Origin of the sequence: Collinsella sp. LCP19S3_D5 (genome assembly GCF_052121415.1) — a bacterium.
Taxonomy (GTDB): Bacteria; Actinomycetota; Coriobacteriia; order Coriobacteriales; family Coriobacteriaceae; genus Collinsella.
Map to the genome: position 1 here is coordinate 84,334 of NZ_JBQKEH010000001.1, position 24,630 is coordinate 108,963.

Annotated in this window: 24 protein-coding genes; all 24 read left to right on the forward strand. The window is 61.2% G+C overall.

The features are described from left to right. Positions 1 to 39 precede the first annotated feature (39 nt). Positions 40 to 807 carry a dihydroorotate dehydrogenase electron transfer subunit gene (locus ACTQXO_RS00395; protein WP_154516544.1) on the forward strand — a complete coding sequence of 256 codons (768 nt, stop codon included), beginning with the start codon at positions 40 to 42 and terminating at the stop codon, positions 805 to 807. A 14-nt stretch (positions 808 to 821) separates the two neighbouring features. Continuing rightward, positions 822 to 1,730 carry a dihydroorotate dehydrogenase gene (locus tag ACTQXO_RS00400; protein WP_427717595.1) on the forward strand — a complete coding sequence of 303 codons (909 nt, stop codon included), beginning with the start codon at positions 822 to 824 and terminating at the stop codon, positions 1,728 to 1,730. After that, complete coding sequence (gene pyrF / locus ACTQXO_RS00405) at positions 1,724 to 2,440, forward strand: orotidine-5'-phosphate decarboxylase (RefSeq protein WP_441545357.1); 717 nt, start codon at positions 1,724 to 1,726, stop codon at positions 2,438 to 2,440. Before ACTQXO_RS00400 ends, pyrF begins: the two co-directional genes overlap by 7 nt. Positions 2,441 to 2,680: 240 nt before the next feature. After that, a complete protein-coding gene (mihF, locus tag ACTQXO_RS00410) occupies positions 2,681 to 2,989 on the forward strand; it encodes an integration host factor, actinobacterial type (protein WP_006236130.1) in 309 nt (102 codons plus the stop codon). Next, complete coding sequence (gene gmk / locus ACTQXO_RS00415; RefSeq protein WP_370450596.1) at positions 2,990 to 3,559, forward strand: guanylate kinase; 570 nt, start codon at positions 2,990 to 2,992, stop codon at positions 3,557 to 3,559. It begins immediately after the preceding gene. Between the two features lie 5 nt (positions 3,560 to 3,564). After that, positions 3,565 to 3,846: a DNA-directed RNA polymerase subunit omega gene (locus tag ACTQXO_RS00420; protein WP_370450597.1), complete on the forward strand. Its 282-nt coding sequence runs from the start codon at positions 3,565 to 3,567 to the stop codon at positions 3,844 to 3,846. Next, positions 3,847 to 5,091, forward strand: coding sequence for a tRNA uracil 4-sulfurtransferase ThiI (gene thiI, locus ACTQXO_RS00425; RefSeq protein ID WP_441545358.1), 1,245 nt, complete (start codon positions 3,847 to 3,849; stop codon positions 5,089 to 5,091). It abuts the gene before it with no gap. Positions 5,092 to 5,305: 214 nt separating this feature from the next. Beyond that, complete coding sequence (locus ACTQXO_RS00430; RefSeq protein ID WP_441545359.1) at positions 5,306 to 6,016, forward strand: helix-hairpin-helix domain-containing protein; 711 nt, start codon at positions 5,306 to 5,308, stop codon at positions 6,014 to 6,016. A gap of 269 nt (positions 6,017 to 6,285) precedes the next feature. Continuing rightward, positions 6,286 to 8,316 carry a DNA internalization-related competence protein ComEC/Rec2 gene (locus tag ACTQXO_RS00435; RefSeq protein WP_441545360.1) on the forward strand — a complete coding sequence of 677 codons (2,031 nt, stop codon included), beginning with the start codon at positions 6,286 to 6,288 and terminating at the stop codon, positions 8,314 to 8,316. A 78-nt stretch (positions 8,317 to 8,394) separates the two neighbouring features. Beyond that, positions 8,395 to 9,357, forward strand: coding sequence for a DNA polymerase III subunit delta (gene holA / locus ACTQXO_RS00440; protein WP_427747932.1), 963 nt, complete (start codon positions 8,395 to 8,397; stop codon positions 9,355 to 9,357). A gap of 133 nt (positions 9,358 to 9,490) precedes the next feature. Beyond that, the gene (gene rpsT / locus ACTQXO_RS00445) at positions 9,491 to 9,757 is read left to right on the forward strand and encodes a 30S ribosomal protein S20 (RefSeq protein WP_022094714.1); all 267 of its coding nucleotides are present in this window, start codon (positions 9,491 to 9,493) and stop codon (positions 9,755 to 9,757) included. Between the two features lie 96 nt (positions 9,758 to 9,853). Next, a complete protein-coding gene (lepA, locus tag ACTQXO_RS00450) occupies positions 9,854 to 11,665 on the forward strand; it encodes a translation elongation factor 4 (RefSeq protein ID WP_154516289.1) in 1,812 nt (603 codons plus the stop codon). 4 nt (positions 11,666 to 11,669) lie between these two features. Next, positions 11,670 to 12,713, forward strand: a complete 1,044-nt coding sequence (gene dusB / locus ACTQXO_RS00455) for a tRNA dihydrouridine synthase DusB (protein ID WP_441031047.1) — start codon at positions 11,670 to 11,672, stop codon at positions 12,711 to 12,713. Positions 12,714 to 12,715: 2 nt separating this feature from the next. Then, positions 12,716 to 13,948 carry a radical SAM family heme chaperone HemW gene (hemW, locus tag ACTQXO_RS00460; protein WP_441031044.1) on the forward strand — a complete coding sequence of 411 codons (1,233 nt, stop codon included), beginning with the start codon at positions 12,716 to 12,718 and terminating at the stop codon, positions 13,946 to 13,948. Between the two features lie 58 nt (positions 13,949 to 14,006). After that, positions 14,007 to 15,110: a DnaJ domain-containing protein gene (locus tag ACTQXO_RS00465; RefSeq protein ID WP_427747934.1), complete on the forward strand. Its 1,104-nt coding sequence runs from the start codon at positions 14,007 to 14,009 to the stop codon at positions 15,108 to 15,110. Positions 15,111 to 15,191: 81 nt separating this feature from the next. Further along, the gene (gene dnaJ / locus ACTQXO_RS00470; RefSeq protein ID WP_441031039.1) at positions 15,192 to 16,340 is read left to right on the forward strand and encodes a molecular chaperone DnaJ; all 1,149 of its coding nucleotides are present in this window, start codon (positions 15,192 to 15,194) and stop codon (positions 16,338 to 16,340) included. A gap of 9 nt (positions 16,341 to 16,349) precedes the next feature. Next, positions 16,350 to 17,642, forward strand: coding sequence for a MiaB/RimO family radical SAM methylthiotransferase (locus ACTQXO_RS00475; RefSeq protein ID WP_370450600.1), 1,293 nt, complete (start codon positions 16,350 to 16,352; stop codon positions 17,640 to 17,642). Then, positions 17,623 to 18,609 carry a PhoH family protein gene (locus tag ACTQXO_RS00480; protein ID WP_441031035.1) on the forward strand — a complete coding sequence of 329 codons (987 nt, stop codon included), beginning with the start codon at positions 17,623 to 17,625 and terminating at the stop codon, positions 18,607 to 18,609. The genes ACTQXO_RS00475 and ACTQXO_RS00480 overlap by 20 nt, the downstream gene beginning before the upstream one ends. Beyond that, a complete protein-coding gene (ybeY, locus tag ACTQXO_RS00485; RefSeq protein ID WP_441545361.1) occupies positions 18,606 to 19,115 on the forward strand; it encodes an rRNA maturation RNase YbeY in 510 nt (169 codons plus the stop codon). The genes ACTQXO_RS00480 and ybeY overlap by 4 nt, the downstream gene beginning before the upstream one ends. Before the next feature lie 9 nt (positions 19,116 to 19,124). Then, positions 19,125 to 19,502, forward strand: coding sequence for a diacylglycerol kinase family protein (locus ACTQXO_RS00490; protein WP_427726826.1), 378 nt, complete (start codon positions 19,125 to 19,127; stop codon positions 19,500 to 19,502). Between the two features lie 12 nt (positions 19,503 to 19,514). Further along, positions 19,515 to 20,588, forward strand: a complete 1,074-nt coding sequence (gene era, locus ACTQXO_RS00495) for a GTPase Era (RefSeq protein ID WP_441031029.1) — start codon at positions 19,515 to 19,517, stop codon at positions 20,586 to 20,588. 15 nt (positions 20,589 to 20,603) lie between these two features. After that, positions 20,604 to 21,353, forward strand: coding sequence for a DNA repair protein RecO (gene recO, locus ACTQXO_RS00500; protein ID WP_427794773.1), 750 nt, complete (start codon positions 20,604 to 20,606; stop codon positions 21,351 to 21,353). A gap of 138 nt (positions 21,354 to 21,491) precedes the next feature. Next, positions 21,492 to 21,770, forward strand: coding sequence for a 30S ribosomal protein S15 (gene rpsO, locus ACTQXO_RS00505; protein ID WP_154516313.1), 279 nt, complete (start codon positions 21,492 to 21,494; stop codon positions 21,768 to 21,770). A gap of 150 nt (positions 21,771 to 21,920) precedes the next feature. After that, on the forward strand, positions 21,921 to 24,167 hold the full coding sequence (locus tag ACTQXO_RS00510; RefSeq protein WP_441031024.1) for a polyribonucleotide nucleotidyltransferase: 2,247 nt from the start codon (positions 21,921 to 21,923) through the stop codon (positions 24,165 to 24,167). The last annotated feature ends 463 nt before the right edge of the window (positions 24,168 to 24,630 follow it).

Below are 24,630 nucleotides of genomic sequence, written 5' to 3' on the forward strand. Positions count from 1 at the left end.
GGGATTGGAGCGTCTATGCCCACACCTTCCACTGCACGCATGCACGACTTCGAGGTCGTCTCGAACCAGGAGATCGCCGACGGCATCTTCTCGCTCGTTATTTCGGCCCCCAAGCTTGCAAGTGCGCTCAAGCCCGGTCAGTTTGTGAACATCGCCGTGCCCGGCGATGCCTCTTCGCTGCTTCGCGTGCCCTTGAGCTTCTATCGCTCTGACGCCGAGGCCGGTACCGTCGAGCTGTGGTACGCCGTCGTGGGCGACGACACCCGTCGTCTGTCGCAGATGGGCCCCGGCTCCAAGTCCAACCTGTTGGGCCCTGGCGGCCGCGGCTGGCTGGTACCCGAGGGCACCAGGAAGGCGCTGCTCGTGGCGGGTGGCATCGGTGTTCCGCCCGTGCTGTGCCTCGCTGGCATGCTTGCCGAGCAGGGCGTGGCCGTTGACGTGTGCCTGGGTTTTGGCACCGCGTCCAAGGTCGTGGGCGTCGATGAGTTCCGCGCGCTGGGGGCCACGGTCAACGTGTGCACCGACGACGGCTCGTTGGGTACGCACGGCTTATGCACCGACCCTGCCGCTGAGCTGCTCGGCAAGGGCGGTTACGACTACGTCGCCAGCTGTGGTCCCGCCGTTATGATGAAGAAAGTCGCCGCCGCTGCCGCCGAGGCCGGCGCGTACTGCGAGGTGTCGCTCGAGCGCATGATGAGCTGCGGCTTTGGCGCCTGCAACACCTGCAATGTCGAGACGGTCGACGGTATGAAGGGCGCCTGCATGTGCGGCCCCGTGTTTGATGCTTCCAAGGTGGTGGTCTTCTAGTGGGTACCGTGAACATGTCCGTCGATTTCGGCGGCGTCAAGATGCAGAACCCCATCAACACCGCAGCCGGTACCTTTGGCTACGGTTGGCAGTTCCAGAACTTCTTTGATGTCTCCCAGCTGGGTGCCATCACCACCAAGGGTTGCGCTGCCGAGCCCTGGCCCGGCAATCCTGCACCCCGCATGGCCGAGATCCCCGGCGGCATGATCAACTCCGTGGGCCTGCAGAACCCCGGTGTGGCCGCTTTCGCCCGCGAGTCCGGTCCGTGGCTCGAGCAGCTCTCCAAGGACGGTTGCCAGGTCATCTGCCAGGTTGCCGGTCACTCCGTTGATGAGTTCGTGCGCGCGCTCGAGATGTATGTCGAGCTGTGCCCCTGGGCTGCCGGATATGAGATCAACGTGAGCTGCCCCAACATTGCCGCCGGCGGTGCCGCCATGGGCTCCACGCCCGAGGGCGCCTCTTCCGTTATGGCTGCCTGCCGCAAGGTGACCGATAAGCCGCTGTTCGTTAAGATGGCTCCGGTCAACGTCGCCGAGATCGCCCGCGCCCTCGAGGCTGCCGGCGCCGACGGCCTTTCGGTCATCAACTCCATCCAGGGCATGGCCATTGACGTGCACACCCGCAAGTCCCGTGTGGCCAAGCCCAAGGGCGGCCTTTCGGGCCCGCTGTGCCACCACATCGCCGTGCGCATGGTCTGGGAGGTCGCCCAGGCCGTCGATATCCCCATCAACGGTGTCGGCGGTGTCATGACCGGCGAGGATGCGGCCGAGTTTATCCTGGCCGGCGCCACCTGCGTGTCGGTCGGCATGGCCAACTTCGTCGACCCGTGTGCTTCGCTTAAGATCGCGCACGAGCTCGAGGCCTGGGCGGAGTCCCAGGGCGTAAAGGACATCAACGAGCTGGTAGGTGCGTTCGAATGCTAGAGACCGATGCCTGCGACCGTGTTATCGTCGCCCTCGACTGCGACCGTGAGCGCGCACTCGAGCTCGCCCATGAGCTTTCGGGCCATGCCGTCTGGCTCAAGGTGGGCATGACGCTCTATTACGCCGAGGGTCCCGAGATCGTCAAGACGTTCAAGGATTTGGGCTTTAAGGTCTTCCTCGACCTCAAGTTCCATGACATTCCGCATCAGGTGCGCGGTGCCGCTCGCTCGGCCTCGCTTGCCGGTGCCGACCTGCTCTCGGTCCACGGCTTGGGTTCGGGCGCCATGCTCGCTGCCTGCCGCGAGGGTGCCGAGGAGGCGCGCGAGGACCGCGCCAAGCTCGTCGCCATCACCGTACTTACGAGCATGAATCAGGATGCGCTGGCGGAGATCGGCGTCGAGTCGCCCGTGGCCGAGGAGGCCGCTCGCCTGGCAAAGCTCGCTCAGGCCAACGGCATCGACGGTATCGTGTGCTCGCCGATGGAGGCTCACGACATGCGTGAGCTGCTCGGCCCCGACGCGCTGATCGTGACTCCGGGTGTGCGTCCGGTGGGTGCCGCCCTGGGCGATCAATCCCGTGTGGCGACACCTTCCCAGGCTATCGAGCGCGGTGCGAGCCACATCGTGGTGGGCCGTCCTATTACCGGCTCCGACGATCCGGTTGCGGCCTTTGACGCCATCGTCGCCGAGCTGGTCGAAAACGTCGCGTAAAAGATTCCCTCAAGTCACCACTTTTGCGTCTTATTAGCACAAATTAGCCCTTGTGCCTGCGAAAACTTTCCCATCCTTTGTGTGGAATCACAGGTCAGGGGCTCAACTTTGACCTCCGTATATTGCACTTTTCGCAGGTATCGTCTAACCTATGGAGCCGTCGATTGGGCATTTAGTGCGTTTGACGTGCTAAAATGCCAATTATTGCATCAGATATAACCCAACTATTTGGAGGTTCGAATGGCACTCCCTCAGCTTACCGACGAGCAGCGTAAGCAGGCTCTTGAGAAGGCTGCCGCCGCACGTCACGCCCGCGCTGAGCTTCGCGAGCAGATCAAGAAGGGCGAGAAGTCTCTCGAGTCCGTGCTCAACTCCGATGACCCCATCGCTTCCCGCATGAAGGTTTCCACCCTCATTGAGTCTCTGCCCGGTTATGGCAAGGCCAAGGCCGCCAAGATCATGGAGGAGCTCGGCATCTCCGCTACCCGTCGCGTCCAGGGCCTCGGCGTCCGTCAGCGCGAGCAGCTCCTCGAGCAGCTGACCAAATAAGTGAGCGCTCAGGATTCAAAGCTCTTTGTGATTTCTGGACCGTCAGGTGCAGGCAAGGGCACGCTCGTCACTCGTGTGCGCGAGCGCCGCTCGAACCTGGGCCTGACGGTTTCGGCTACCACGCGAGCGCCACGTAAAGGTGAGGTCGACGGCGTCAACTACTTTTTCCTGACGCGCGAGGAGTTCGACCGCCGCGTGGCAAACGGTGAGTTTGTTGAGTGGGCCGAGGTCCACGGTAACTGCTACGGCACGTTGGTGAGCGAGGTCGCATCCAAGCTCGCCTCTGGCTCGTCTCTGATCTTGGAGATTGATGTCCAGGGTGCCCTGCAGGTCAAGGAGCGTTTCCCCGAGGCCGTGTTGATCTTTATCAAGCCTCCTTCGCTTGAGGTGTTACGCGATCGTCTGGTCGGTCGCGGTACCGAGACGCCCGAGACGATCGAGCTGCGTATGGCAAACGCCGCCGATGAACTTGCCCTTGCCGACCGCTACGACGACGTCGTGGTGAATGACGATCTCGACCGCGCGACCGATGAGCTCGTTCGCGTTCTCGATATGCATGAAAGGATCTGAGGTCCGTGTCCGTTGTAAAGCCTTGTATTGACGATCTTCTGGAGAAGACCGATCACAACCGCTTCCTGCTCGCCTCGCTTGCCTCCAAGCGCGCCTGCGACATTAACAGCATGCTGCGTGGCCAGCACAACCGCGTGCTTGCCGTTCAGGATGTCGATGACATTACCATTGGCCTCTCCGGCGCCGATACCATCTCGATGGCTATGGACGAGATTGTCGACGGCGATATCTCCTACGACGAGGCTCGTTACAAGAAGGCGCTCGGCCACAAGGTTGCTGAAGCCTAAATGGCAGCTCGCGTCTGCCTGGTCCACTATCACGAGGTTGGACTGAAGGGCAAGAACCGTGCACATTTTGAGCATATCCTCATGGATAACATCAAGGCGGCCTTGGCCGCCTTTTCCGTGAATGCCGTGTCTCGAATTTCCGGTTATATCCTCGTGACCTTTAACGAGCATCAGGCCGACGAGGCGGCGCGTGTCATTCGCACCGTCCCCGGCGTTGCCCGCGTGTCCCTGGCATATCACACCAACCGCGACCCGCAGGAGTACTGCGCCGCCGCCGCGAAGGCGCTGCGCGAGTTTGGTCCTTTTGATTCGTTTAAGGTGCATGCCAAACGCTCTAACACCGACTACGAGCTCACCTCGATTGATATCAATCGTCAGGTTGGCGAGGTACTGTGCGAGGCCTTCCCCGATAAAAAGGTCCAGATGCACGACCCCGACGCCATGGTGCACGTACTGGTGGTCCAGGGTAGCGTTTACGTGTATGCGCGCTCCGAGCGCGGCGTGGGCGGTCTGCCGGTGGGTTCCGCCGGCAAGGTTGTGACGCTTCTGTCGTCGGGCATCGATTCTCCGGTGGCGACCTGGATGCTCGCGCGTCGCGGCGCGGTGTGCGTGCCGGTACATTTCTCCGGTCGTCCGCAGACACCCGATACGAGCGAGTATTTGGTGCAGGACATTATCCGTGCGCTTGCGCCGGGCGTCCAGATCGGCCGCCTGTACGTGGTGCCGTTTGGCGATTGCCAGCGTGAGATTTCCGTGGCCTGCCCCAGCAACCTGCGCGTGATCATGTATCGCCGCATTATGTATTCGGTTGCCGAGCGCATTGCGCATATCGAGGGCGCCAAGGCTATCGTGACCGGTGAATCGCTCGGTCAGGTTGCCTCCCAGACGCTCGAGAACATTATGGCCGTCAACGAGGCCGTCAAGATCCCCGTGTTCCGCCCGCTGATCGGTTCGGACAAGCAGGAGATCATCGCGCGTGCCGAGGAAATCGGTACCTTCGATATCTCGACCGAGGCTGCTCCCGATTGCTGCACGCTCTTTATGCCGCGCCGCCCCGAGACGCACGCAAAACTCGATGCCGTGCATGAGGCGTGGGAGCTGTTCGATCACGAGGAGATGATTGAGCGCTTGCTCAAACAGACCGAGTACATCGACTTCGAGAGCAACACGTACAAGGCCCCTAAGACCTTAAAACGTAAACATCCTCAGCTTGCTCCACGTGAGATTTACCAAGATCACGAATAATGTTGTGTATAGACCGGCGGTGCATTTGCATCGTCGGTCTATTTCTATCTGGGCATTAGGTGATAAACAGTTCATTTGTCGACGTGTATCTGAATAAATGGACACTATCCTGCAAGGTTTTGGTCAGCTTTTGGTTTGACTTCGATAACCGGTGTGGGCGTGCGGAGGCTACGGCGCTCGTTTCCTGACACGATGGTGTTGGGAGGTGTTTGCTATGGCGCAACGCGAGCAACACGAACGGGTTAAACGGATGGACCGCTGGGCAGAAAAGCTGCTCGGCCATAAGGCGATGGTCGTGGCGATTCTGATTGTCATTGCCGCCGCGAGCGGCTTGGCGATGGCAAGTTTTGGTAGCCGCTCCAGCGGCGTGTCGTTTGAGCGTGGTGATGAGGCGGGCGCCTCGGGTGTGCGCGGGGCCGGGGATGGGTTACCTGATGATGCCGATGAGTCGTCTGCCAAGAGTTCTTCTGCTGCTGAGGTGTACGTCGATGTCGATGGCGCCGTTGCGAGGCCTGGCGTGTACCGGCTCAAAGACGGAGCGCGGGTGTCCCAAGCGATCGATGCCGCCGGAGGGCTCACGGCTGAGGCGGATGTGACAGGGCTTAATCGTGCGTCCAAGATCACAGATGGTCAAAAGATCTATGTTCCGATGGTGGGGGAGCAACAAGCGGCTGCGGCGGTCGGCGGGGCCGATAGCGGTGCTACCATGACTGCTGGTGCGGGGTCTTCGTCGGGGCTTGTGAATATCAATACGGCAAGTGCGGCGGAACTGCAGACGCTTTCGGGCATCGGGCCTTCTACGGCCCAGTCGATTATCGATGAGCGGACTCAAAACGGGGCCTTTGCCTCGGTCGATGACCTCATGCGCGTATCGGGGATCGGTGAGAAAAAGCTCGCCAAAATTAAAGATTGCATCTGCGTATGAGTGTGTCCGAGTGCGAGCATGTGATGCCGCCGCGGCCCCTGATGCCGTGGACGATGGCCCTTTGTTCTGGCTTGTGTGCGAGCTGCGGCCTGGTGCTTAACGTGGCAGCCGATTTGCTGCTGGGAGAGCGGGCAGCGCCCGTCACATTGCTTATGGCCATTCCCGTTGCGGCTGCCGCGTGCATCGTATTGGCTCGGTTTTGTATGCGTCTTGTGCGGTGGAGGCGATGGCTGTATGCCGCGGCCCTCGGCCTCCTGGCGGGAGCGGTCGTGTCCGCGGGTTGGGCGATAGGGGCGCTGCGTGCTTCGACGGCACTGGATAATCGAGCTGCGAGCAGTCTCGAGTTTGTTGTACAGGGTGACCCATCCATCAATGACGGGACGTACTCCTATACCTGTGATTCATATGCGGGTGGAAAGCGCTTGGGCGAGATACGGCTGTCGTGTGATCGTGAGCTCGGTGCCGGTTCGCATGTGCATGCTGTCGGTCGAATTTCGCGTTTTGAGAATGATGCGTATGGGCGCTCACGCGTGCTTCGGGGCGAGCTTCGAAAAGTTAAGGTCATCCGGTTGGTATCGGTTGACGAGGGCTTTCCGGGGCCGTTGCCCTGGCTGCGAAACGAGCTCCTTGCCGCTATCGTGCCCGAGATCGATCCGGCGCGCTCGCTCATTGCCGGCGTTGTCTGCGGACGCTCCTCCGAGCTGCGTGCTCAGCCGGCGGGCGATTTGTTTTCGGTAACGGGCACCGCACATCTTATCGCCGTCTCGGGCAGCCATCTTGCCATCGTTGGGTTTGTGATTGAGAGCGCCCTGCAAAAGACTCGCCTCTCTCGTGGGCTGCAGAGAGGGCTGTTGGTGCTGGCCCTCGCTGCCTATGCCGTCTTTACGGGCGCTTCGCCCTCGGCCGTGCGCGCGTGCTGTATGGTGGCGGTGACGCTTGTCGTCAACGGCGCCGGACGTCGTCGGCATGGCCTTTCGGCTCTATTTTTGACCATGACAATCTTTATGTTGCTGCGGCCGACAGTATTGTTCGAGATGGGTTTTCAGCTATCGTGCGCCAGTGTTTTTGCCATCCTTTGTTTTTGCCCCTACGCTACCTACGCCTTGGGCGAGCTGAGCGTGCCATCGGGGGTTGCCAGTATTTTGTCCGTCACGCTGTGCTCGCAGCTCGCGACACTTCCCGTAACCATTCCCGCATTTGGGATGTTTTCGCTCATTGCCCCGCTTGCAAATGCCGTGATCGGTCCGGTGATAAGCGTTCTGCTCGCATCTTCGGTTGTGCTGGTGCCTTGCTCGCTTGTGCCGCTCTTGCGTCACGGGGCGCTTGTGGTGCCCATGGCTATCGCTCGCTGTGCCCTGTTCTTTGAGCAGCTCTTTGCTGCCGTTCCGGGCGCATCCGTAAGCGTGCCGCCCGATACGCCCTTGGTATACGTGGTTCCTTTTTCGCTGGTGGTCCTCTTGGTCTTGTGGCCACGCCCCAGCGCGCGGCCCATGGCAGTGGGGCTGCTGTGTTTGATGCTTGCGGCGGGCGTTCCGTATGTCTATTGGGATCGATGTGCGCCGCCTTCGGTGACAGTCCTTGATGTTGGCCAGGCCGATGCGATTCTGGTTCGTCAGGGTGGCGCCGTGGCGCTCGTCGACTGTGGGCTCGACGCGCGCGTGGTGTCGGCGTTGGTTCGCAATAACGTCCACCATATCGACGCCGTCTTCGTGACGCATTGGGATGAAGACCATTGGGGCGGTCTTCCCGACGTACTCGATCGGTTTTCGGTTGGAAGCATTGCGGTTGCGGCGGATGCGCTGGGCAGCGCGCCTGCTGAGGTTCTGAATCGCCCAGGCGTCACGTATCGGCAGGTGGCTCGCGGAGACACAGTCGATATCGGCGCATTTCGGGCTCGTGTGATGTGGCCGTTTGATACGGTTGACGGTGAGGGCAATGAGGACTCGCTTGTCTTGCTGCTCTCCTATGCTCAGGAAGGCAAAAGCCTGCGTATGCTCCTCACCGGTGATGCCGAGCTCGATCAGGAGTGCGAGTTTGTACAGGAGGTGGGTGATATCGATGTGCTCAAGCTGGGGCATCACGGCTCAAAAGTTTCCGTCGATACAGACCTGCTGGAAACCCTTAAGCCCGAGCTCTCTATTGCGAGCGCGGGCGAGGGCAACCGCTACGGCCATCCATCCGATGCCTGCATCGATGCCGTTGGCGATGCGGGCGGCGCGTTCGCATGCACTATCGAGAGAGGCGACATTACCGTCTCGCCGACTGCGGCCGGTTTTGCCATGCGATGTCAGCGACCGTGATGCTGCCGTTGGCGCGGGACCAACCCGTGGGATAGAATGGCACGGTACGAACAGGAGAGCCTGCGGGAGGGGAGCGCGATGTCTGAAACCGGTCTGCTGCCGGCATATCTGATCGTCGGTACCGACGGAGTCAAGCGCGACCACGCCGTCTCGCGTATGAAAGCGCGTCTGGAAAAGTCGGGTATGGTCGAGTTCAACCTCGACGAGCGCGACATGACCAAGGACCCCGATATCGAGTCCATTATCGGATCGCTCAACACTTTTCCCATGGGCAGCGAGTTTCGCTTGGTAATCCTTGACGGCTGCTCAAAGCTTGCCAAGGCGGTCTCGGAGCCGCTTGTCGAGTATTTAGCGAGTCCAAGCCCCACAACGGTCTGTCTCATCATCGCCGACTCGCTTGCCAAGAACACGCGCCTGTATAAGGCGATCGCCAAGATCGACAAGAAGGCCGTGATCGATTGCTCCGGCACCAAGCGCTGGGAGCTACCGCGCCGCGTGCAGCAGATGGCGACGCAGCACGGCAAGTCGATCTCGACGGCGGCCGCCGAGGAACTCGTCTCGCGTTCGGGTGAAAACACTCGCATGCTCGATAACGACTTGGCCAAGCTTGCCCAGATGGTCGATGCGCCGCAAATTGAGCTTGCCGATGTGGAACGCTGGATCGTGCGCACGGCCGAAGTTCAGCCCTGGGATTTTCTCAACGCGGTCTCGGCTCGTGATATGCGCCGCTCGCTTGAGCTTTTTGGGCTGCTACCCGCCAAGAGCTATGTGTGGACCTACACGCTGCTGTGCGGACGCATTCGCGAGCTTATCGTCGCCAAGGCGCTCGATGCGCGTGGGCAGGGTCGCGAGCTTGCCGCGACGCTCAAGCTTCAACCCTGGCAGGTTAAGAATCACCTGACCTGGGCACGCCGCTTTTCGATGGCGGAGCTCGTCGCGGCGCTCGAGGGCGCGGTCGATGTGGAGCTCGCTCTTAAGGGTTCGGCCGATTCTCAGAACGCGCTTTTGCTCTGGATTACGAACATCTTGAGAAAATCGTGATGATACCTGTCTATTTGACAAATTCGTTCTATCCCTTTGAGGGGGAGCGTGCTATAGTAGGCGCTTGCATGACCTCACCGTGTCTCAGAGGTGTCATACATTTTTTGCAAGGAACTCGAAAGGAACTCCAGAAGTGGCAAACATCAAGTCTCAGAAGAAGCGTATCCGCACCAATGAGGCAGCTCGCATGCGTAACAAGGCTGTCAAGTCCGAGCTCAAGACGCTGACCAAGCATGTCCAGTCCGCCGTCGCCGAGGGCGACGCCGAGAAGGCCCAGGCTGCCCTCAAGACCGTCACCAAGCGCCTCGACATGGCTGCCGCCAAGCATGTTATCCACAAGAACCAGGCTTCCAACCGCAAGTCCGGTCTTGCCAAGCTCGTGAACAGCATCAACGCCTAAGTTGTAAATTTCACACCACACAGATTACGCGCATAAATGGAGCCTGTTTTATGGAACAGGCTCCATTTTTTGTACCGCTCGGGTAAGATAGTCCGCATGAATACTTCAATTGACATTTCCCACATCCGCAACTTCTCGATCGTTGCGCACATCGACCATGGCAAGTCCACGATCAGTGACCGGATCCTCGAGCTCACCCATACCGTCGACGAGCGCGACATGGAATCGCAGCTGCTCGACACCATGGATATCGAGCGCGAGCGCGGCATCACGATCAAGTCCAATGCCGTTCGCGTTTCCTATGACGCCGACGATGGCGAGACGTATCAGTTCAACCTGATTGATACGCCGGGCCACGTGGACTTTACCTATGAGGTCTCGCGTTCGCTTGCCGCTTGCGAGGGTGCGGTGCTCGTCGTCGACGCCACGCAGGGCGTCGAGGCGCAGACCGTCTCCAACGCGACGCTCGCCATGAACGCCAACCTGGATATCGTGCCCGCTATCAACAAGATCGACCTGCCGTCGGCACACCCCGACGAGGTTAAGACCGAGATCGAGGATGACCTTGCGATTCCTGCCGACGATGCCGTATGCGTATCGGGCAAGACCGGCGAGGGTATCCATGATCTGCTTGAGTCCATCGTCTTTTTGATCTCACCGCCCAAGGGCGATGCGACGGCTCCGCTCAAGGCGCTCATCCTGGATTCGTATTTTGACGAGTACCGCGGCGTCGTCGCCACGGTCCGCGTCTTTGACGGCTCCATCAAGAAGGGCGATACCCTGCGCATGATGCAGGCCGAGGGCGACTTTTTGGTCGATGGCGTGGGCGTCAAGCGTCCCGCCGAGACTCCGGTCGACGCGCTGACGGTCGGTGAGGTGGGCTACGTGGTCACGGGCCTGAAGGACCCTGAGGCCGTTCGCGTGGGCGATACCCTCACGTGGGCGTCGAATCCCTGCCCTGAGCCGCTTCCCGGTTACCGTGAGGCCAAGCCCATGGTCTATACGGGCTTGTTCCCGATCGACAACAAGGATTACGAGAACCTGCGTGACGCTCTCGATAAGCTGCATGTCAACGACCCTTCGTTGGTGTGGGAGCCCGAGACCTCGGTGGCGCTCGGCTTTGGCTTCCGCGTTGGCTTCTTGGGCCTGCTGCATATGGAGGTCGTCAAGGAGCGTCTGGAGCGCGAGTTCAACCTGGACCTCATCGCCACGAGCCCTTCGGTGGACTACCACGTCTACAAGACCGACGGCGAGATGATTGATGTCCGCAGCCCGCAGGATCTGCCCGAGGCTACGCGCATCGAGCGCATTGAGGAGCCCTACCTCAAGGCCAAGATTATCTGCCCGCCCGAGTATACGGGAGCCGTCATGCAGCTCGCTATCGAGCACCGCGGCATTACGACCGACATGATCCACCTCACGAGCAAATCGGTCGAGATGCGCTTCGACATGCCGCTCGCCGAACTCATCCTGGACTTCTTTGACCAGCTCAAGAGCCGCACCAAGGGCTATGCGTCGCTCGATTATGAGTTCAACGAGTATCGTCCCTCCGAGCTCGTCAAGCTCGATATCCTGCTTTCGGGCGACGAGGTGGACGCGCTTTCGTTTATCGTGCACAAGGACAAGGCCTATGGCCTGGCCCGCGGGTTGTGCGACAAGCTTAAGGAAATTATTCCGCGCCAGCTGTTCGAGGTGCCCATTCAGGGTGCCATCGGCAACAAGATCATTGCCCGCTCGACCGTCAAGGCGCGCCGCAAGGACGTTTTGGCCAAGTGCTATGGCGGCGATATCTCGCGTAAGCGCAAGCTGCTCGAGAAGCAGAAAGAGGGCAAGAAGCGCATGAAGGCCATCGGTTCGGTCGAGGTCCCGCAAGAGGCCTTTATGGCGATCCTCAAGGTGGACGAGTAGTTCCATGGCGCTTTCTGAATACAGTACGCGGCTGCTGGGTGCCTATGCCGAGCAGCCGTTCCTTATGGCTCCCATGGCCGGCGTGACCGATCCCGCCTGTCGCATCATGTGCCGCCGCCGCGGTGCCAATCTTGCCTATAGCGAGATGGTGAGCGTGGCGGGCCTTGCCTATGCCAGCAATAAGACGTGGCGCCTGGTGCTGCCGGCAGACGAGGAGCGGCAGATCTGCGTGCAGCTCTTTGGCTCCAAGCCCGATCAATTTGCGAGCGCCGTCGCTGCCGTCGAGGAGCGTGTGGGCGATCGCCTGTCGCTGATCGATATCAACATGGCCTGCCCGGCTCGCAAGGTCGTCACCAAAGGCGAGGGCTCGGCGCTCATGCGCACGCCCGAGCTGGCCGAGAAGATCGTCGAGGCGGCGGTGGGCGCGGCGCACGTGCCCGTGACCGTTAAGATCCGCAAAGGCTTTTATGCCGAAGATCGCAATGCCGCGACGTTTGCCCAGATGCTCGAGGGGGCGGGCGCCGCTGCTGTGGCGGTGCATGGTCGCTGTGCCACGCAGCTCTATGCGGGTCAGGCCGATTGGTCGGTCGTCGATGAGGTGGCCGATGCCGTCGAGATTCCCGTTATCGGTTCGGGCGACGTGTTCTCGGCCGAGGATGCCGCGGAGCATCTGCGCAACTCGGGTGCCAGCGCGGTGTTTATCGCACGCGGTATCTACGGTAATCCCTGGGTCTTTGGTGATGCTCGCGCCCTTGCGCTCAATGGCGTACCGGTGCCGGTGCGCAGCTCTGTCGAGCGCCTGGACGCCCTGCGCGAGCATCTCACGCTGACGCATGAGCTTCTGCCGCTCATGTCGCGTGCCCGTACGTATGCAAGCTGGTATCTAAAGGGCATGCCCCATGCTGCCGCCTGGCGCGCCCAGGTGGTGCGTTGCTCCACATATGAGGAGTTCATGGCATTGGTCGATGATATCGAGCGCGATGTGGTGGCCTGCGAGGCCGCACTTGCCGCTGGCGAGTCGGTGCCCGCCCATCCGCTGGAGGCCTAACGGTGGCCGTTACCGCGCTGTACGTGCATGTGCCGTTTTGCGCTCAAAAGTGTCGGTACTGCGACTTTGACTCACGCAGTTTTGCTCCGTGCGACCTGAGCGCTGCGCTCGATGCCTATTTTGAGCAGCTGTATGCGCGCCTTGATGTCTTTGGAGACACCGGGGCGTTAGCACAGGTCCGCACCGTCTATGTTGGCGGCGGCACACCGTCGCTGGCGGGAGAGCGTCTGGTGGAGCTTGCCCGGCGTATTTGCATGTGGTGCAAGCCCGTTGAGTTTACCTGCGAGGCTAATCCTGAGTCGCTGACCGCCGAGCTTGCCGCTGCGCTTGCCAAGGTTGGTGTCACACGCGTCTCTCTGGGTGTGCAAACGCTCGATAATGCCGAGCTTACCGCCATCGGCCGCATTCACGATGCCGATCGGGCGCTCGCTGCTATCACGACGGTTAAGGATGTTGGACTCGATGTGTCGTGCGACCTTATGTGCGGCCTTCCCGGGCAGACCGCAGCGAGTTGGAAGCGCACGCTCGATGGCGTGTTGGCAGCGGCGCCGCAACATGTGTCGGTGTACCCCCTCACGCTCGAGCAAGGCACGCCGCTCTACCGCATGGCGTGTTACGACGAGTCGCTCGAGCCCGACGAGGATTTTCAGGCTGCGTGCATGGAAGCGGCGCGCGAGCGTCTGGGCGCGGCCGGCTATCACCCGTATGAGGTGGCAAGCTATGCACTCGATGATCATGAGTGCTCGCATAACATCGCCTATTGGACCGGACGGGGCTATCTGGGCCTGGGTCGCTCTGCCGCTGGTATGCTCGACGCCGAGGATTTCGATCGCTTGGCCGGGCTTTATCCCGACGTGCCCGCTCGCGGCGATGCGTATCGCGTGCGCCTGGTACAACGCGACGATGCCGCGACGACGTTTGATGCCGAGTATCTGTCGCAGCGCGAGGCGGCGGCGGAGGATTTGATGCTTGCCTGCCGCATGACGCGTGGCATTGGGCCCGACCTGTTGGTTCGCTCGGCAAGCGTGATTCCTGCAGACGAGCTGGCGGCGTCCTGTGACCGTGCGCTCGAGTTGGGCCTTGCCACCTGGGTGCCCATTGATGTCGAGGGGCGTGCGGGGCGCATTACCTCAAAAGATGTTGTAGCAGGTCGCGCCCGTGCCCGTTTAGCGCCCACCCGCTTGGGCTGGCTCGATGGAAATATGCTGTTCGAGCTGTTTTGGGGTCTAGCTTAGGCCGCTCGGGTAGAATTACCGCAATATATACGCTGCTGTGAGCAGGAGGTTGCCGCGCATGGCGACGATGAACGAAAAAGATTACTACGAGATCTTGGGTGTCTCCAAGGACGCCACCTCGCGTGATATCCAGAAGGCCTTTCAGCAAAAGGCCCGCAAGCTCCATCCGGACGTCAACAAAGAGCCGGATGCCGAGGAAAAGTTTAAAGAGGTTTCCGAGGCCTATGCCGTGCTTTCGGACGAGCAGAAGCGTGCGCGCTATGATGCCATGCGCTCGGGCAATCCCTTCGCCGGCGCTCCTTCTGCTTCGCCCTATGGCGGCGGCTACGCCGGCAGCGCAGGCTATGGCAATCCCTTTGAGGGCGGCTTTCCCTTTGGTGGCGCCTGGGGCCAGCAGCGTCGCAGCCAGGCTGCCTATAATCCCGAGAACGGCGCCAACGTGGTCGTCGATATTAAGCTCGACGCCAAGGAGGCCAAGGGTGGTGCCCGCAAGACCGTCCGCTATACGCGCTTCGATACCTGTGGTCATTGCGGAGGCTCGGGCTCTGTCTCCTCCGAGCATGCACATACCTGTCCGAGCTGCGGCGGTCGCGGCCACATCGACGTCGACCTGTCCTTCCTGTTTGGTGCCGGCACGTTCCAGTCGGTCTGCCCCGAGTGCGGCGGTTCCGGTAAGGTCGTCGCCGACCCCTGCCCCGATTGCGGTGGCAGCGGGCGGACCCGTGTGACCTCCGAGCAGACGATTGAGTTTCCCGCCGGCACGCATGATGGCGACGAGATCCATATTGACGGCATGGGTCACGCCGGCACCAACGGTGCCTCGGGCGGCGATTTGGTCGGGCGCGCCCATGTCGAGGCCGAACGCCTGGAGGGCAAGGCTCGTACCGGTTTTTACCTGATGGGCATCGTGGCGCCTTTTTTGGTGCTGTCGGCCATCTCGGGCGTGTTCTCAGCCTTTGCCATGATGTGCTTTGTTCCGTTTGCCATGGGCTTGTTCATGGTGCTCTCGGACGGCGTGCTTCACCGCAGCCTGCTGTGGTGGAAGCGCGGCGCGATGCAGTTTGCCAACGGTTTTGCCAACGGATTTATGTTTGCTCTCGTGTCGGTTTGGTTTGCGAGTTGCTCGCAACGTGCCATGCTTTCGCCCTACGCAATGCAATAACATTAAACCCTTTGTTTGCGGTCGGCCCAGCTTGGGTATAGGACGCACTGTGACAATAATGAAAGTCGGAAGGATTCGGTCGTGTCGGAAAATAGGGATTACTACGAGGTACTTGGCGTCGACAAGGATGCCGACGCGCGGACGATTAAGCGCGCGTTTCTAAAGAAGGCCCGTACCGTACACCCGGACGTTTCGGACGACCCCGATGCCGAGGCCAAGTTCAAAGAGCTCAACGAGGCATATTCCGTTCTTTCCGACGAGCAGAAGCGTGCAAACTACGATCGCTACGGTTCGCCCGACGGCCCCGGTGGCTCCGGCTATGTCGACATTAACGATATTTTTGGCGGCATGGGCATGGATGACCTCTTTTCGTCGTTCTTTGGCGGCGGTGCCGGCGGTGGCGCCCGAAATCGCCGCGAGCGTCGTCGCGGCCGCGATATGGCCATCTCCCTTTCGGTTACCCTTGAGGAGGCGGCGCTCGGTTGCAAAAAGACGATCAGCTATGACCGCCTTGCCCCCTGCGAGGATTGCAATGGCACCGGTAGGGCCGAGGGCGCGGCCGAAAAGCAGTGCAGCCGTTGCCACGGCACGGGCTATGTCACGACGGTCCAGCGCTCGTTCCTGGGTCAGGTTCAGTCCTCTTCGCCCTGCCCCGACTGCCATGGCGAAGGCACGGTCATCGACCATCCCTGCGAGACCTGCGACGGTCAGGGCCGCACGCCTTCGCATGAAAAGATCGACATCGATATCCCCGCCGGCGTCTCGACCGGTCGTCAGCTGCGCGTGAGCGGCTTTGGCGAGGCAGGCCTTCGTGGTGAGCCCTCCGGCGACCTGATCGTCAACGTGCGCGTCGCCGATCACGAGCGTTTTAAACGCAACGGCGACGACCTGTACCTCGTGAGCGATATCTCGATTGCGCAGGCTGCGCTCGGCTGCGAGATTAAGGTTGAGGGCATTTTGCCCGACGAGGTCGTCAAGGTGTGCGTCCCCGCCGGTACGCAGTACGGCGACACCGTGAGTGTCAACAACTACGGTATGCCCCGTATCGGCGGTGGCGGCTCGCGTGGACGCTTGATCGTTCAGCTGCGCGTGCTCGTCCCCACGAACCTTTCCGCCAAGCAGCGCGAGCTGCTCGAGGCCTTCGCCGCCGAGTCGGGCGACGATGTCGCTTCCGGCAAGAAATCGGTGACCGATCGCATTAAGAGCGCTCTCGACGACATCCTCGATTAAGGAGCCCGCGTGCTCGCACCTCATATCTCTGTTGTCAACCTCGGCTGCCGTGTCAACCGGGTTGAGTCCGACCGTATCACTGCCGATCTTATGCGCCTGGGTTTTGCAATGGTGGAGCCTCAGGATGCGGAGCTGATCGTCATTAACACCTGTGCCGTTACGGGCGAGGCCGAGGCCAAGACCCGTAAGGCCGTCCGCCATGCGCTGGCTCATCCAAAAGAGCCCTATGTGGTCGTGACCGGGTGCGTTGTCAATTTGCACCCCGAGGAGCTTCTGGAGCTTTCGGACCGCGTGATCGCGGAGCCGTCTAAGATCGATGTCGCCGAACGCGTCTGCGAGGTGCTGGGCGTTGAGTCCGATAGTGTGGCCGCCTGTAGCGACGGCGATGTGGTCGACGCGCTCGGTCGCTCGCGTCTGGGTGTGAAGATCCAGGACGGCTGCAACCATCGTTGCACCTATTGCATTGTGTGGAAGGCCCGCGGCCCCGAGCGCTCCGTGCCGGTCGAGTCTGTGCTCGAACAAGTTCGTGAGGCTCAGGAGGCCGGCGTGCCCGAGGTGGTGCTGACGGGCGTGAACCTGGGCGCCTACGATGGCAAGAGTGCGACTGACGAACACGTCGAGATCGATGAGCTGCTCGAGGCAATTATGGAGCGTACGTCTATTCCGCATGTGCGCATTTCCTCGGTCGAGCCCATGGATATCTCCGAGCCCCTGCTTAAGGTCATGGCGCGCTATCCGCAGCGCATCGCCCCGTTTTTGCACCTGCCCGTGCAGTCTGGCTGCACGGCGACCCTGCATCGCATGGGCCGTCCCTATAGCGCCGAGGCATTTGAGGAGACGGTGCGTATGATCCGCGCCAACTTGCCTCAGGCGTCCCTTTCGTGCGACGTCATCGTCGGTTTTCCCGGCGAGACGGACGCGGAATTTGAGGAGTCGCTGGCGCTGTGCCGTCGCGTGGGCTTTTCGCGCATGCATGTCTTTCGCTATAGCAAGCGTCCCGGTACCCTTGCTGCCGACATGCCCGACCAGGTGCCGCCCGAGGTTATGGCTGAGCGCAGCCGTCGTATGCGAGCCGCGGCGCAGGAACTTGCCATTGCCGACGCCCGCCGTCGCGTGGGCACCGTCGAGCGTGCCGTGCTCGAGTATGGCGACAACCTGACGCTCGGTTCGTTCCATCATGCCCGTCTTGACGATACCTGCGGACTCACAGCCCCGTGCCTGCTCGATGTTGCTATCATCGGAGTCGATGATTCCGGCTTGGTCCATGCACGCAGGGAGGTTCATGGAAGCCTCGAAGATTAGACTTACCGTTCCCGATGGAATTGATCCCTCGCGCGTTTTGGGTGCCGGCGACGGCGTCCTTCGTGCGCTCGAGAGCTTGGTTCGCGCCCACGTAGTCGCCCGTGGCGACCGTATCGCCGTGTGCGGTGACCCGGACGAGGTCGAGCTCGTGGCGCGCTTTTTCGAGCATGCTTTTCGCGAGGCTGCCGCCGGACGGACGCTGTCTGTCGACGATGTCTCTCGCTGCCTGGCCGTCTTGCGCGACGGTGAGTACGGGGCTACGTCGCTTCGCGATGATGTGCTGCTTTCGTATCGCGGTCGTGCCATTCGCCCCAAGACGCTCGGTCAAAAGCGCTATGTGGATGCCATCCGCTCGCATACCATCACGTTTGGCTTGGGTCCTGCCGGTACCGGTAAGACCTATCTGGCCATGGCGCTTGCCGTTGCCGCTCTCAAGCGTCACGAGGTGGGCCGTCTGATCTTGACACGTCCGGTTGTCGAGGCGGGGGAGAACTTGGGCTTTTTGCCCGGTACCCTCGAGGAAAAGATCGATCCCTACATGCGTCCGCTCTACGACGCCCTTTTTGACATGATGGATCGCGAGCGCACCGATGAGCTTATGGAGCGTGGCGTGATCGAGATCGCCCCGCTTGCCTACATGCGCGGTCGTACGCTGAGCGATGCCTTCGTGGTGCTCGACGAGGCTCAAAATACCACGCCCGAGCAGATGAAGATGTTCCTGACGCGCTTAGGCTTTAACTCCAAGTTTGTGATTACCGGTGACCTGAGCCAGCGTGACTTGGTAGGTCGTCGCGGCGGTCTTGCCGACGTTGAGCAGATTTTGGGTCGTGTCGACGATGTCGCGTTTTCGCACCTCGAGCGTGCCGACGTGGTGCGTCACGCCTTGGTGGGGCGAATCGTCGAGGCATATGATGCTTATGATGGCGTGCGCGAGAAACGCGTGCGCGACCGAAAGGAGTCCCGTTGAGTGTATTGATCAGCAACGATGCCGAGCTCGATACGCTGCTTGACGCGCAGGAGGTAGAGCACATCTGCGAGGTCGTGCTTGCTGCCGAGGGCGTTGAGCGAAAAGTCGAGATTTCCCTTTCGTATGTCGATGAGGATGAGATGCACGAGCTCAACCACGAGTGGCGCGGTATCGACCTTACCACCGATGTCCTCTCGTTCGAATGCGACTCGGCCTTTGACGAGGATGTCCCAGCCGACGAGACGCTCGAGCTCGGCGATATCATCTTGGCCCCGCAGGTCATTGCCCGTCAGGCTCCCGGCTTTGGCAATAGTCCTGCCGATGAGTGCCGCCTGATGCTCGTGCATGGCATGTTGCATTTACTGGGCTACGATCATATCGTGGACGACGAGGCCGAGGTCATGGAGGCCCGCGAGGACGCCATCCTGCGCGATTTGGCGCTCGAGCGCGGCGAGGACCCCAAGCTGGTTCACGTCGGCCCCATCACCAACCATGCCCACGACTAGGAGCCGTCTATGATTCCCGGATCGAACAAGGACCATCCGTCCTTTTTAAAGTCGTTCTCCTACGCCATGGAGGGCTTCGTTACCGCCGTCAAGACCGAGCGCAACATTAAGGTCATGCTCGTGGCGGGTGTGTGCACTGTCATTGCCGGCTGCATCGTGGGGCTCGACATTGCCGAGTGGGCTACGATTATCATTTGCTGCGGCCTGGTGATTCACGGCGAGCTGTGCAACACCGCCATGGAGGCGATTGTCGATTTGGCGACCCAGGAGTTCCATCCGCTGGCAAAGCGTGCAAAGGATATCGCCGCCGCCTCCGTATACGTTCTTTCCATCACCGCCGCGATTGTGGGCTTGTTGGTATTTGCCCACGCGCTCGGCTTTATTTAGAAAGGGATCTTCATGTCCGACAATATGCAGCCTATCGATGAAATGCTGGACGACGAGTCCCTGGATGCTGTGGATGCCGAAGCGACTGAGGCTTGCGAGGTCGAGGAGTTCGACCCGTTTGAGGGCATGAGTGACGAGGAGCTCGACGCCCTGTGCGACGAGGACGACAACCTCGCGGGCTTTTGCGACGTTGAGCCCGGTTTCCGCAGCGGCTTCGTGGCCCTGGTCGGCCGCCCCAACGCCGGTAAGTCCACGCTGCTCAACGCCTGCTATGGCAAAAAGGTCGCCATCACCTCGCCGGTGGCCCAGACGACCCGCCGTCGCATGCGCGCCGTCGTCAATCGCCCTGGCTACCAGCTGGTTTTTGTCGATACCCCGGGTATCCACAAGCCCAAGGACGGTCTGGGGTCCGAGCTCAACAAGAGCGCGTTGTTCGAGCTAAACGATGTCGATGTCGTCGCGTTTTTGATTGATGCCACCAAACCGATCGGCAGGGGAGACGCCTGGGTTGCCGAGCGCGTCAGATGCGCCCGTTCCAAGAAGGTTCTGGTGCTCACCAAGGCCGATGAGGCCGATCCCGCACAGGTCATGGAGCAGCTTAAGGCCGCCCACGAGCTCATGGAATATGACGATGAGATCGTGACGTCGTCGGTCAAGAACTTCAACGTCGATGCCTTCATCGAGACCGTTGCGCACTTTTTGCCCGAGGGCCCGCGTTGGTTCCCCGAGGACATGGGTACCGACGCTTCCGACGAGACGCTCGTTGCCGAGTTTGTGCGCGAGAAGGTCTTGCGCCGCACCCGTGATGAGATTCCGCACTCCGTTGGCGTAATCTGCGATGCGCTCGAGCAGACCAAGAAGGTGCTGCGCGTGCATGCCACCATTTACGTCGAGCGCGAGGGCCAAAAGGGCATCATCATCGGTAAGGGCGGCGAGATGATCAAGCATATCGGCATCGACGCCCGTCGCGATCTTGAGCGCATCTTTGGCACGCAGGTCTTTTTGGAGCTGGACGTGAAGGTAAAGGCCGGATGGCGTGACGACGAGGCCCAGATTCGCCGTTTTGGCTACAACGCCGAGGACTAAGGGCGCGCGGCGCTCATGGCAGGCTCACGGACATATCGCACAAAGGTACTCGTCCTCGATAAGACCAAGCTCAAGGAGACCGATCTGATCTTGACGATGCTTGATGAGCGGGGTCGGCAGGTCCGTGCCGTGGCAAAGGGCGCGCGCAAACCCGGCGGGCGCCTGGCGGCGCGCTGCGAGCTGTTCTGTACCGTCGATATGCTGCTCGCGCACGGACGGTCACTCGACGTGGTTTCCCAGGCCGAGCTTATGGAGGCGCCGCTCGGCGCCGCGCCCGATTACGAGACGACCTGCGCCGCAAGCGCGATCGCCGAGGTCGCGCGCGTGTGCTCGTTCGAGGACGCCGAGGACCCGTTTACCTTTGCCATTACGCAGCGAGCACTTGCCCTGGTGGGCAGCAGGCTCGACACGGCACATATGGACCTGCTTGTGGCGGCATATGTCTTTAAGCTGTTGTCGCACGTTGGCTATCGACCCGATTTTTCGGCCTGCGTACTGTGCGGAGACCCTATGCTGTCGTATTTTTCGCCCCAGGCGGGCGGGCTCATGTGCGGGTCGTGCGCGTCGAGCGTTCCGGGTGCCGAGCTGGTGTCGACCGGCGAGGTCGCATGGCTGCGCGCCCTCATGTCAATGACCTTCGATGCGCTCATGGCCGAGAGGGTCGATCCCCATACTGCCGCCTTTTTGCTGGGGCTTTCGCATGTTTGGGCTGCGACGCACGCCGATCAGCGTCTTCGCGCGATGGAATTCATGTTGGGTCGGTGATGATGGGCAGACGCGGTCCGCTTGTGGTAACATACCGACCTGTTGGTACCTCGACCTTGGATGCTCGCTCCACCGGCGGCTTCCCAGTCCGAGGCGAATAGAGTCGCCCGCGGGCGACGCGAAACGAAAGGTGAAACAATGACTGTTTCCAAAGAGCGCAAGGCGGAGCTGACTGCCCAGTTCGGTAACACCCCGGTCGACACCGGCAACCCCAAGGTTCAGGTCGCCATCCTGACCGAGCGCATCAAGGAGCTGACCGAGCACATGAAGTCCCACCAGAAGGACTTCCACACCCGTCGTGGTCTGCTCATGCTCGTCGGTCGCCGTCGTCGTCTTCTCTCCTACATCAAGAAGAACGACGTCGTCGAGTATCGTGAGCTCATCAAGGCTCTGGGCATCCGCGACAATATCCAGTAAGGATTTGTACATGCTAAGAGCGTCCTGCGCAGCGGGGCGCTCTTTTTGTGTAAGGGCGTGAACAATCACGCTCTGAAGCGTGGCGGGGGCAGGGGGCCCGCGTCACATGAGAAGCCCGCAGGCAAGGGGCCTGCGGGGTAAAGGAGAACAATGACACTCGTATCCAAGACCTTTGAGCTGTACGGCAAGACCTACACCTTTGAGTCGGGCGAGCTTGCCAAGCAGGCCACCGGCGCCTGTCTGGTCAAGCAGGGCGACACCACGATGCTCGACACCGTGGTCGTCTCCAAGGAGCGCAAGAACTACGACTTCTTTCCGCTGACCGTCGACTTCAACGAGAAGATGTACGCTGCCGGCCGCATCCCGGGTGGCTACCTCAAGCGCGAGGGCCGTCCCAGCGAGAAGGCCACGCTCACGGCCCGCATGATTGACCGTCCCATTCGCCCGAGCTTCCCGGACGGCTTCCGCAACGAGGTGCACATCGTCGCCACCTCGCTCGTCGCCGACCAGGTCAACCCCTTCGACGTCATCAACGTCATGGGTGCCTCCCTGGCCATGACGCTCGGCGGCGTGCCCTTCGAGGGCCCGCTTGCGTGCGTGCGCATCGGCCGCAACGTGGAGACCGGCGAGTTTATCGTCAACCCCACCTATGAGGAGCGCGAGAACTCCGATCTGGATCTGGAGCTGGGCGGCTCTGCCGACTTCATCTCGATGGTCGAGGCCGGCGCCGATGAGATCTCCGAGGACGATATGCTCGCCGCTATGAAGTTTGGCCAGGAGGCCCTCGCTGCCTTCTGCCAGGCTCAGGACGAGTTCGTTGCCGAGTGGGAGCAGGTCAACGGCGCTATCGTTAAGAAGGAGTACCCGCTCGACCAGCCCGTCGAGGAGGTCCAGGAGCGCATCTTCGCCCACTACGACGAGATGGCAGCCGCCCTTCGCGACGCCGACAAGCTCTCCCGTATCGGCAAGGTCGAGGCTCTGAAGGAGTCCATCCGTGCCGAGTTCACCGAGGAGGAGCAGGCCGCTTGGGAGCGCGAGATCCCCGTGGCACTCAAGAAGCTCGAGAAGAAGGCCATGCGCACCATGGTCGTCGAGACCGGTGAGCGCGTCGACGGCCGTGCCGCCGATGAGATCCGCCCCATTATGGTGAAGGACAACTACCTGCCGCTCGTTCACGGCTCCGGCCTGTTCCAGCGCGGCCAGACCCAGGTGCTCTCCGTCCTGTCGCTCGGCATGCTCAACGAGGGCCAGCGTCTGGATACCATCGAGCCCTCCGAGGGCAAGCGCTACATGCACCACTACAACTTCCCGCCGTTCTGCACCGGCGAGACCGGCCGCATGGGTAGCCCCAAGCGCCGCGAGATCGGCCACGGCAACCTGGCCGAGCGCGCCCTGCTTCCGGTGCTCCCCGACGAGAACGAGTTCCCCTACGCCATCCGCGTGGTATCCGAGGTCATGGAGTCCAACGGCTCCTCTTCGATGGCTTCGACCTGCGGCTCCACGCTCGCCCTTATGGACGGCGGCGTTCCCATTAAGCGCCCGGTCTCCGGTATCGCCATGGGCCTGATCCAGGAGGAGGGCAAGACCGTGGTCCTGTCCGACATCCAGGGTCTCGAGGACTTCCTGGGCGATATGGACTTTAAGGTCACCGGCACCACCGAGGGCATTACCGCTCTGCAGATGGACAACAAGGCCACCGGCCTTACCTTCGACATCCTGGCCCGCGCCCTGCAGCAGGCCAAGGAGGGTCGCGCCTTCATCCTGCAGAAGATGCTCGATGTGATCCCCGAGCCGCGCCACACCACGCGCAGCACCGCCCCGCGCATCGTCTCCATCCAGGTTCCGACCGACAAGATCCGCGACGTCATCGGTTCCGGCGGTAAGGTCATCCGCGGCATCCAAGACGAGACCGGTGCTTTGGTCGACATCCAGGAGGACGGCACTGTCTTTGTCGGTGGCACCGGCGAGTCCGTCGACCAGGCTGTCGAGCGCATTAAGCTCATCATCAAGGTTCCCGAGCCGGGCGAGGAGTACACCGGTCGCGTGGTCTCCATCCAGCCCTTTGGCGCCTTTGTCAACCTGCTGCCCGGTAAGGACGGCCTGCTGCACATCTCCCGCGTCGCCAAGGGTCGCGTGGAGAAGGTCGAGGATGTCCTCAATGTGGGCGACGAGGTTAAGGTCGTCGTCATCGAGGTCGACGATCGCGGCAAGATCTCGCTCGATCGTCTGGATAAGCCCGAGGCTCCGGCTCGTGCCGAGGGTGCCTCCGAGGGCGACGGTGAGCACTTCCAGCGCCGTGAGCGTCCGCGTCGCGAGCGCTCCGAGCGCAGCGACCGTCCGCGCCGTCCCGGTGACAACGGAGGCCGCAAGCCCCGCCGTCACCACGACGCCGAGTAACAGCTACACATAAGCAGCTCAACAAGGGCGACTCCGGACAGGGGTCGCCCTTTTGCTATTCCCGGCGGGGTCCGCGGGTAAAGTTTCCTGCTCTACAGTCCTGCTCGCACGGAGAGCCATTAAGTGCTCTCCGGCTCGTGCGGAACTCGCGATAAACTTTACCCGCGGCCCCCGCCGGGAATAGCAAAAGGGCTGGTTGGTGCGGGTTTCGATTTCGTCAGATAGTCTATTCAGTTATCTGAATTCAGATCTTTAGATAATCGCATGTGCGGCATTACCCCAGATAAAACCGACCAAAATAAACCTGTCCCTTTTTGGCAGGTCTGGGGCCATCGGGGGCCGGGGCGGGTTAAGTTTGTCGCGAGTTCCGCACGCAAAGGAAAGCACTTAATGTGCTTTCCGTCTTGCGCAGGACTGTAGAGCAGGAAACTTCATCAGTGCCCGCCCCACGGGAAACCGGCGG